Origin of the sequence: Enterobacter sp. ZOR0014 (assembly GCF_000798855.1) — a bacterium.
In the GTDB taxonomy this organism is placed as follows: domain Bacteria; phylum Pseudomonadota; class Gammaproteobacteria; order Enterobacterales; family Enterobacteriaceae; genus Enterobacter; species Enterobacter kobei.
Genome location: NZ_JTLF01000046.1, coordinates 1 through 8,880 on the forward strand (window position 1 = coordinate 1; position 8,880 = coordinate 8,880).

Consider the following 8,880-nt stretch of genomic DNA (forward strand, 5'->3'; position numbering starts at 1 on the left):
GAACATCGTGCTACGCGCGGCGGCTGGCTGTGCCGCAGGGGTGCTACCGTTAGCGTTGAAGTTATCAACGGCGGCAACCTGATCCGGGTTCTCAGGCGCGACGCTTTCTGGCGACGTTGAAACCGGTTTGCCCAACGTGCTGTTCAGCATCTGCAGATCCTGCTCGTTCAGCGTACCCAGAGCCTGTTTGATGTTCAGCTGGTTAATCAGGTACTGGTAACGTGCGCTGGAGAGCTGCTGTTTCGCGTTGTACAACGTGGTGGTCGCGTCGAGCACGTCAACAATCGTACGTGTACCCACGGAGTAACCGGCTTCCATCGCGTCCAGGGAGCTCTGTGCAGACACCACGGCCTGTTTATAGGCGTTGATGCTGCTGATAGAGGCGTTCACGTTGTTGAAGGAAGAGCGAACGGTCTGCACCACGTTGCGGTGCGCGCTTTCCAGCTGCTCGCTCGCGCCAACAAAGTTGTACTGCGCCTGTTTCACCTGCGAGTTAACCTGACCCCCCTGGTACAGCGGCAGGGAGAAGCTCAGGCCCACTTTGTTCTGGCCCATATTGCTGTCGTCATACTGTGACGTATTGGTTTTAGAGCCGCTGTAGCTGGTATCAGAGACGCCGGTAGACGCGCTCAGGCTCAGGGTTGGCAGGTGACCGTCCTGCGCCTGACGAATTTGCTCGCGGGCCAGATCCTGGCTCAGACGCGCCTGCAGCAAGCTCAGGTTGCGGTTTTCCGCCTCTTTCAGCAGCGCGTTAACCGCCTGCGGTTTATCCGTCTTAAAGCTGTCCACGTTCAGAGAGGCCAGCTCAGGATAGTAGTTGCCGGTGACCTGACGCAGCGCTTCGAGCGCGTTGTCGAGGTTATTACGCGCGGTCACTTCGTTAGCCAGCACGGTGTCGTACTGTGAACGGGCGTTCTGTACGTCGGTGATCGCTACCAGACCCACGTTGAAGCGCTGGGTGGTTTGATCCAACTGACGGTAAATCGCCTGTTTCTGCGCTTCAGTGTAGGAGAGCGCGTCGATGGCGCTCAGCACGTTGAAATACGCGGTGGCCGTGTTCAGGATCAGCGTCTGCTGATCGGTCTGATAGGTGACGTCCTGAATACCCGCGCTCTTTTCCTGCAGGGTCAGGGCACGCCATTTGGACATATCAAACAGCGTCTGTGTTAATTGCAGTGAGGCGCTGGTAGCATTGGAGTTAACGCCGTTAGCGTCGCGGAAACCGTTGCTGTAGGTATAATCTGCACCTAAACCTAACTGCGGCAGCAGTGGGCTACGCGCTTCGTTAATCTTTTCAAACGCAGCATCACGATCGGCCGCTGATTTACGTAAATCAGGGTTGCCCAGACGTGCCTGCTGGTAGACCTGTAACAGGTTTTCCGCCTGGCTCATTGCACTGAAGCCCGTCAGGCTCAGGCCGATAAGGATGGGGAGCAATTTCTTCATTTGCATTCCTTGTTGTGAAGCAGTATTAGCGCTGATCTAATTAAAAAATAATTGCCGATTCTAACAGAATCATCCACACCAAAAGGTTGGCGTTACGTGCCATCTGGCGGTAATTTGCACCAATCTACCATATAGCCTTACAAACGGCAGCCAAACAGCCTTGAAATTCACAATTTCATCACCATTGCTACCAGGACTCGACTCATGCAAAAACCAGAAAAGTTGCCCGTGACATTCGCCAAAAACGATGTAGAAATTATTGCACGAGAAACGCTTTATAGCGGTTTTTTTTCAATGGATCTTTACCGTTTCAGGCATCGCCTGTTTAACGGTGAAATGAGCGGCGAAATCAGACGCGAAATTTTTGAGCGCGGGCATGCGGCTGTCTTGCTACCCTTTGACCCAGTGCGTGATGAAGTTGTGCTGGTGGAGCAGATCCGCATCGCCGCGTATGACGTCAGTGAGAGCCCGTGGCTGCTGGAGATGGTGGCCGGGATGATCGAAGAGGGCGAGACGGTTGAAGACGTCGCACGCCGCGAGGCGCTGGAAGAGGCCGGGCTGGTGGTTGGTCGTACAAAACCGGTGTTGAGTTATCTGGCGAGCCCGGGGGGCACCAGCGAGCGCTTGTCCATCATGGTGGGCGAAGTGGACGCCACGACGGCGGAAGGGATCCACGGTCTGGCTGATGAAAACGAAGATATTCGGGTTCATGTGGTGAGCCGGGAACAGGCTTATCAGTGGGTAGAAGAGGGGAAAATCGACAACGCAGCGTCTGTCATTGCCCTGCAATGGCTGCAACTGCATTATCAGACATTACGAAACGAGTGGAAAAATGAAGCGCTATACACCTGACTTCCCAGAAATGATGCGCCTGTGCGAAACCAATTTCGCACAATTGCGCCGCCTGCTGCCGAGAAATGACGCACCCGGCGAAACGGTAAGCTATCAGGTGAGCAATGCGCAGTATCGGTTAACGATAACAGAATCAACGCGCTACACTACGCTGGTCGAAATTGAACAAACGGCGCCCAGCATTAGCTACTGGAGCCTGCCGTCAATGACGGTGCGCCTCTATCATGATGCGATGGTCGCTGAAGTGTGTTCGAGTCAGCAGATCTTTCGCTTCAAGGCGCGGTATGATTACCCGAATAAAAAGTTGCATCAACGCGACGAAAAGCATCAAATTAACCAGTTTTTAGCCGACTGGCTAAGATATTGTTTAGCACATGGAGCAATGGCGATTCCGGTTTGTTAGCGTCATAAACCTACCTAAGGACACCATTTGGAAAGCCTGTTGAACCTGACTGTTGCTGGTGGGGCGCCAGTCAGGATATTACAAATCACCGATACCCACCTTTTTGCCGAAAAGCATGAGACGCTGCTCGGGGTGAATACCTGGGAGAGCTATCAGGCAGTACTTAGCGCCATTCACGCTGAACATCGCGACTGCGATCTGATAGTTGCAACAGGCGATCTGGCGCAGGACCAATCCTCCGCGGCCTACCAGCATTTTGCTGAAGGCATCGCGAGCTTTAGCGTGCCTTGCGTCTGGCTGCCGGGGAACCACGATTTCCAGCCCGCGATGTACAGCTCGCTCCAGGACGCGGGGATTTCTCCGGCGAAGTGTGTTTTTGCGGGTGAAAAGTGGCAGATCCTGCTGCTGGACAGCCAGGTATTTGGCGTCCCGCACGGTGAGTTAAGCGAGTTTCAACTCGACTGGCTGGAGACCAAACTGGCTGCCGAACCTGAACGTCATACCCTGCTGTTGCTGCATCATCATCCGCTCCCGGCGGGCTGCAGCTGGCTCGATCAACACAGCCTGCGTAACTCCGCCGCGCTGGATCGCGTGCTGACGAAGTTCCCCCGCGTGAAACATCTGCTGTGCGGACACATTCATCAGGAACAGGATCTCGACTGGAACGGGCGCCGCATGCTGGCGACGCCGTCGACCTGCGTGCAGTTTAAACCGCACTGTGCCAACTTTACGCTGGATACTATCGCGCCAGGCTGGCGCTGGCTGGAACTGCATGCCGACGGCACGCTGACCACGGAAGTCTGCCGTCTGGCAGGCGCACAATTCCGACCAGATACCGCTTCAGAAGGCTATTGATGTCTACGCTCCTTTATCTGCACGGATTCAACAGCTCGCCGCGCTCCGCAAAAGCGACACAGTTTCGCCAGTGGCTGAGCGAGCATCACCCCCATGTTGAGATGATTATCCCGCAGCTGCCGCCTTATCCGGCGGAGGCGGCGGAAATGCTCGAATCCATCGTGCTTGAACACGGCGGTGAATCGTTTGGTGTGGTCGGCTCATCGCTGGGCGGGTACTACGCCACCTGGCTCTCGCAATGCTTTATGCTGCCGGCCGTTGTGGTGAATCCGGCGGTACGGCCATTTGAGCTGCTGAGGGACTTTCTTGGTGAAAACGAGAACCCCTACACCGGGCAGCAATATGTGCTAGAGTCACGCCATATTTACGATCTCAAAGTTATGCAGGTCGACCCGCTTGAAGCGCCGGATCTCATCTGGCTGCTGCAACAGACGGGTGATGAAGTGCTGGATTACCGCCAGGCAGTGGCGTATTACGCATCCTGCCGCCAGACTATAGAAGAAGGCGGAAACCATGCTTTCACGGGCTTTGAGAATCATTTCACCCAGATTGTCGATTTTCTTGGACTGCACAGCCACTGACAATCAATGCGAATTGCTAGTTTAAATCATGACGCAAACCTATAACGCTGATGCCATTGAGGTCCTCACCGGGCTTGAGCCGGTTCGCCGCCGCCCGGGGATGTACACCGATACAACGCGCCCAAACCACCTGGGCCAGGAAGTTATTGATAACAGTGTGGACGAAGCGCTGGCGGGCCATGCCAAACGCGTTGACGTCATCCTGCATGCCGATCAGTCGCTGGAAGTTATCGACGACGGGCGCGGCATGCCGGTGGACATCCACCCGGAAGAGGGCGTGCCTGCCGTTGAGCTGATCCTGTGTCGTCTGCACGCGGGCGGTAAGTTCTCCAACAAAAACTACCAGTTCTCCGGCGGTTTGCACGGCGTGGGGATTTCCGTGGTTAACGCCCTGTCCAAACGGGTGGAAGTGAACGTCCGTCGCGACGGTCAGGTCTATAACATCGCGTTTGAAAACGGCGAAAAGGTGCAGGATCTGCAGGTTGTCGGCACGTGCGGCAAACGCAACACCGGTACCAGCGTCCACTTCTGGCCAGACGAAAGCTTCTTCGACAGCCCGCGTTTTTCCGTTTCTCGCCTGACGCACCTGCTGAAAGCGAAAGCGGTGCTGTGTCCGGGCGTAGAAATCACCTTTACCGATCACGTCAACAACACCGAGCAGACCTGGTGCTACGCCGATGGTCTTAATGACTATCTGTGCGAAGCGGTAAACGGCCTGCCGACGCTGCCGGAAAAACCGTTCGTCGGTAACTTTAGCGGTGACACTGAAGCGGTGGACTGGGCGCTGCTGTGGCTGCCGGAAGGCGGCGAGCTGCTGACGGAAAGCTACGTCAACCTGATTCCAACCATGCTCGGCGGTACGCACGTCAACGGCCTGCGTCAGGGCCTGCTGGATGCGATGCGCGAGTTCTGCGAATACCGCAACATTCTGCCGCGCGGCGTGAAGCTATCGGCGGAAGATATCTGGGATCGCTGCGCCTACGTGCTCTCCGTGAAGATGCAGGATCCGCAATTTGCCGGCCAGACCAAAGAGCGTCTGTCGTCACGTCAGTGTGCGGCGTTCGTCTCCGGCGTGGTGAAAGATGCCTTTACCCTGTGGCTGAACCAGAACGTTCAGGCGGCAGAGATGCTGGCTGAAATGGCAATTTCCAGCGCCCAGCGCCGTCTGCGTGCGGCGAAGAAAGTGGTACGTAAAAAGCTGACGAGCGGCCCTGCGCTGCCGGGCAAGCTGGCGGACTGTACCGCACAGGACCTCAACCGTACCGAGCTGTTCCTCGTGGAAGGGGACTCGGCGGGCGGGTCGGCCAAACAGGCGCGCGATCGTGAATATCAGGCGATCATGCCGCTTAAGGGTAAGATCCTGAACACCTGGGAAGTCTCTTCAGATGAAGTGCTGGCTTCGCAGGAAGTGCATGATATTTCCGTAGCGATCGGTATCGATCCTGACAGCGACGATCTGAGCCAGCTGCGTTACGGCAAGATCTGTATCCTCGCGGATGCGGACTCCGATGGTCTGCACATTGCCACGCTGCTGTGCGCGCTGTTCGTGAAGCACTTCCGCACGCTGGTGAAAAACGGTCACGTCCACGTGGCGCTGCCGCCGCTGTACCGTATCGACCTCGGCAAAGAGGTTTATTACGCACTGACGGAAGAAGAGAAGGCGGGCGTGCTGGAACAGCTGAAGCGTAAGAAGGGCAAGCCTAACGTCCAGCGCTTTAAAGGGCTGGGTGAGATGAACCCGATGCAGCTGCGTGAAACGACGCTGGATCCGAATACGCGCCGTCTGGTGCAGCTGACCATCAGCGACGAAGACGAACAGCAAACGAATGCCATGATGGATATGCTCCTTGCCAAGAAACGTTCGGAAGACCGACGTAACTGGCTGCAGGAGAAGGGTGATATGGCGGATATTGAGGCCTGATGCCCTCACCCTAACCCTCTCCCACAGGGAGAGGGAATGGATCGTAGGCCCGGTAAGCGTGAGCGCCACCGGGCTTTTTTACATCAAAACTCCATCTTCACCGTAAACTGCACTTCACGCGGATCGCCGATTTGGTTGCCCAGATTATTGGTCGCGATAGATGACGTGTAGTAGGTCTTATCAAACAGGTTCTTCACGTTGACCTGCAGCGTCACCGGATACTGCAGCTTCATCTTGTACGCCGCAAACGCATCCGCCACGAAATAGCCCGGCAGATAATAATCCGCACCGTTGGTCGCTGAGCGACGGCTCACGCCATGTCCGCCGCCGCCGAGGGTCAGCGTATTCCCGGCAAACGCATTATGAATATCGTAGGTCAGGAACAGGGAACCGGTATGGCGTGGTACGTTTGGCAGCGGTTTACCCGCATAGTCCGGGTCTTCCAGCACTTTCGCGTCGGTATAGCCGTAGCTGGCGATAATGTTGGTGTTCTCCGTCAGCGACCCGGCGAGATCCACCTCTACGCCCTGAGAACGCACGCGGCCCGCGGTTTTGGCGATGGTTTCGCCCCCGATGCTTTCGGTATACAGCACGTTGCGTTTGTGAATATCAAACAGCGCGATGTTGGCAGTAACCCCGTCGAACAGGTCGAACTTTGCGCCCACTTCGTAGGCATTCGACGTTTCCGGCGGCAGGTCGCCAATATAGCTCGCAATGGACGACTGCGGCATAAACGTCTGGGAGTAGTTAGCAAACAGCGAAACGGACGGCGTGAGTTTGTAAACCAGCCCCAGCTTTGGCGTCCACTGTTCGTCGCGACTGTCGGTGTTAACGTTGAAAGGACGGCCTTTACCGGCGTACTGGGTGTAATACTGATAGCGCATCCCGGCGACGGCGATCCATTTATCGGTCAGGTACAGGGCATCCTGCGCGTAGGCAGAGTAACTCTCCTGCTTCAGCGTCTGGTCGCTGTCAGCGGCGGAGACGGTTGTACACTTGTCGAGTTTGCCGTAAACCGGATGGTAAATATTGAAACCTTTGACGTTCTTACAGCGCATCATGTCCGTACGCAGCAGATCGTAATTTTCATACGACACGCCGGTCAGGATCTCATTGTAAAAGCCCGCGATATCCACGTTGCCCTGCAAATCCGCGCGGGTGCTGTGCATGCGCTGGGTTGAGCCCTGGGTCGCATCCACGCGACGGGTGAGGTTACCGGTTTTGGCATCGTAGGCCATCACGCGGGCCTGGTTATCGCTGTATTTATCCTGGCTGTAGCTGTAGTCGAACTTCGCGGTCCACTGGCTATTAAGGCGGTATTCCGCGTTAAGCTGAGCGAGATCGGACTGCCCGTCAGTGATGTTAAACGGCTCGTCAAAACGGGTATTGCGATCGACGTTCACCGGCTGTTTGGTGTTGAGGTCGAAGATCGTGCCGCGATCGAACGGCGTTTTATAGTCGCGGTGGGAATAGAGTACGGTCACCGTGGCATCATCGCCAAACCAGGTCAGGGAGGGGGCGATAAAGGTGCTGCGTTCGTTACCGAAATTGCGCCAGTAGTCCTCGTCCTGATACTCCCCTGTCAGGCGGTACGCCAGACGGGTCCCGTCAATCGGGCCGGTCACGTCAACCTGTCCGGTGCCGCCGCCAAAGCTGGAGGAGGTGGCAGAAATTGCGCCGCCGAAGGTTTTCTCCGGGCGTTTAGTGACGACATTAATCAGGCCGCCCGGATCGAGAATGCCATAAAGCGTTGAGGCCGGGCCTTTCAGCACCTCCACGCGTTCGGTAGCGGCGTTGAAGCTACGCGGCAGGACGGTACGCAGACCGTTGGTCATGATCGAGCCGTCACGGTTCGCGCCAAATCCACGGCGTACAAAGGCATCCTGCGTACCGCCCAGGGTGTTGGTCTGAACCACGTTGCTGACGTTATACAGCGCTTCATCGAGCGTGGTAGCGTGCTGATCCTCAAGCACTTTATCGCTGACGGTATTCACCACCTGCGGGATATCCAGCATGGGCATGGTGGTCAGCGTCGCGGTGGAGGTGTTCAGCGGCTGGTAGCCGTTGGTGGCCTCCGCCACGGCAGTGGGATCGGCGATAACGGTAAGCGTTTCGCCGTCTTTAGCCGTATTAGCGTCTGCGGCCTGTACCAGCGGTGCGATAAACAGCAGAGAAAAGAGCGCGCGCCCTTTTACCCCAGAGAGTGAAGGTGTGAACGTAGCCATTACATCTGTTATCCCGAAATATCCGTGAATCACCTCCACGGAAGAATGTGTGAGTCATTGCCCTTAATGGTCTGCTCGTTAGCCAGAACCGGCATCGAACATGTAATTGAGAATCATTCAATCATGCAGGCATGTAGTAGTAAATGAAAAAAGATGAAAATTGGCTACACAGGCGAAACGTGACGAAAATACAAAAGGTTAACCATTTAATTGATTGAAAAATAGATACTTATTTGTGTTTTGTATCGCGTATCAATGCCCCGTTACCCCTGGTTTTTCAAGGGTGTTTCTTCACTTGACTACTACATGACGCGGCGGCAAACTCTCAAAAGAGAATGATTTTTATTTATATTTATTGCTGTTTTTCATTACGTTGGCATTCACGTGGCTCATAACACCCAAAAACCGGGACTGGTTCTGGAGAATCTTTCTGCCGGTTACCAGAAAAAAATCATCGTTGATGATATCTCCCTTACGATCCCGCAGCAGAAAATAACCGTTCTGGTGGGTGCGAACGGCTGCGGAAAATCGACGCTGCTGAGTACGATTGCGCGCTTACTCCAGCCGCTGGGCGGCGCGGCCGTTCTCGACGGCAAG

General features: G+C 55.6%; 8 protein-coding genes. 6 read left to right on the forward strand and 2 right to left on the reverse strand.

Translation table 11 applies throughout. From position 1 onward, the window contains the following. Nucleotides 1-1,452: outer membrane channel protein TolC (tolC, locus tag L977_RS01950; RefSeq protein ID WP_156118154.1), on the reverse strand; the 1,452-nt coding region annotated here is incomplete at its 3' end. Nucleotides 1,453-1,650: 198 nt separating this feature from the next. Between tolC and nudF the strand changes: the two genes are divergently transcribed. The 5 genes from nudF to parE are packed head-to-tail and all read left to right on the forward strand — an operon-like array spanning nt 1,651 to nt 6,058. Continuing rightward, nucleotides 1,651-2,298: an ADP-ribose diphosphatase gene (gene nudF, locus L977_RS01955; RefSeq protein ID WP_047624505.1), complete on the forward strand. Its 648-nt coding sequence runs from the start codon at nt 1,651-1,653 to the stop codon at nt 2,296-2,298. Then, nucleotides 2,279-2,701, forward strand: a complete 423-nt coding sequence (locus L977_RS01960; RefSeq protein WP_003862516.1) for a DUF1249 family protein — start codon at nt 2,279-2,281, stop codon at nt 2,699-2,701. Before nudF ends, L977_RS01960 begins: the two co-directional genes overlap by 20 nt. A 27-nt stretch (nt 2,702-2,728) precedes the next feature. Then, nucleotides 2,729-3,556 carry a 3',5'-cyclic-AMP phosphodiesterase gene (gene cpdA / locus L977_RS01965; protein ID WP_014885258.1) on the forward strand — a complete coding sequence of 276 codons (828 nt, stop codon included), beginning with the start codon at nt 2,729-2,731 and terminating at the stop codon, nt 3,554-3,556. Further along, nucleotides 3,556-4,137 (forward strand): esterase YqiA, encoded by a 582-nt coding sequence (gene yqiA, locus L977_RS01970; RefSeq protein ID WP_023331317.1) that lies wholly within the window; start codon nt 3,556-3,558, stop codon nt 4,135-4,137. Before cpdA ends, yqiA begins: the two co-directional genes overlap by 1 nt. A 28-nt stretch (nt 4,138-4,165) precedes the next feature. Then, nucleotides 4,166-6,058 (forward strand): DNA topoisomerase IV subunit B, encoded by a 1,893-nt coding sequence (gene parE / locus L977_RS01975; protein WP_014885256.1) that lies wholly within the window; start codon nt 4,166-4,168, stop codon nt 6,056-6,058. Nucleotides 6,059-6,141: 83 nt separating this feature from the next. Here the strand turns inward: parE and L977_RS01980 are convergent, their stop codons facing one another. Further along, a complete protein-coding gene (locus L977_RS01980; RefSeq protein WP_047624509.1) occupies nt 6,142-8,283 on the reverse strand; it encodes a TonB-dependent siderophore receptor in 2,142 nt (713 codons plus the stop codon). 384 nt (nt 8,284-8,667) lie between these two features. On the opposite strand from L977_RS01980, the gene L977_RS01985 reads away from it, so the two are divergent. Continuing rightward, the coding region (locus L977_RS01985) for an ATP-binding cassette domain-containing protein (protein WP_047624510.1) at nt 8,668-8,880 on the forward strand (213 nt) is incomplete at its 3' end.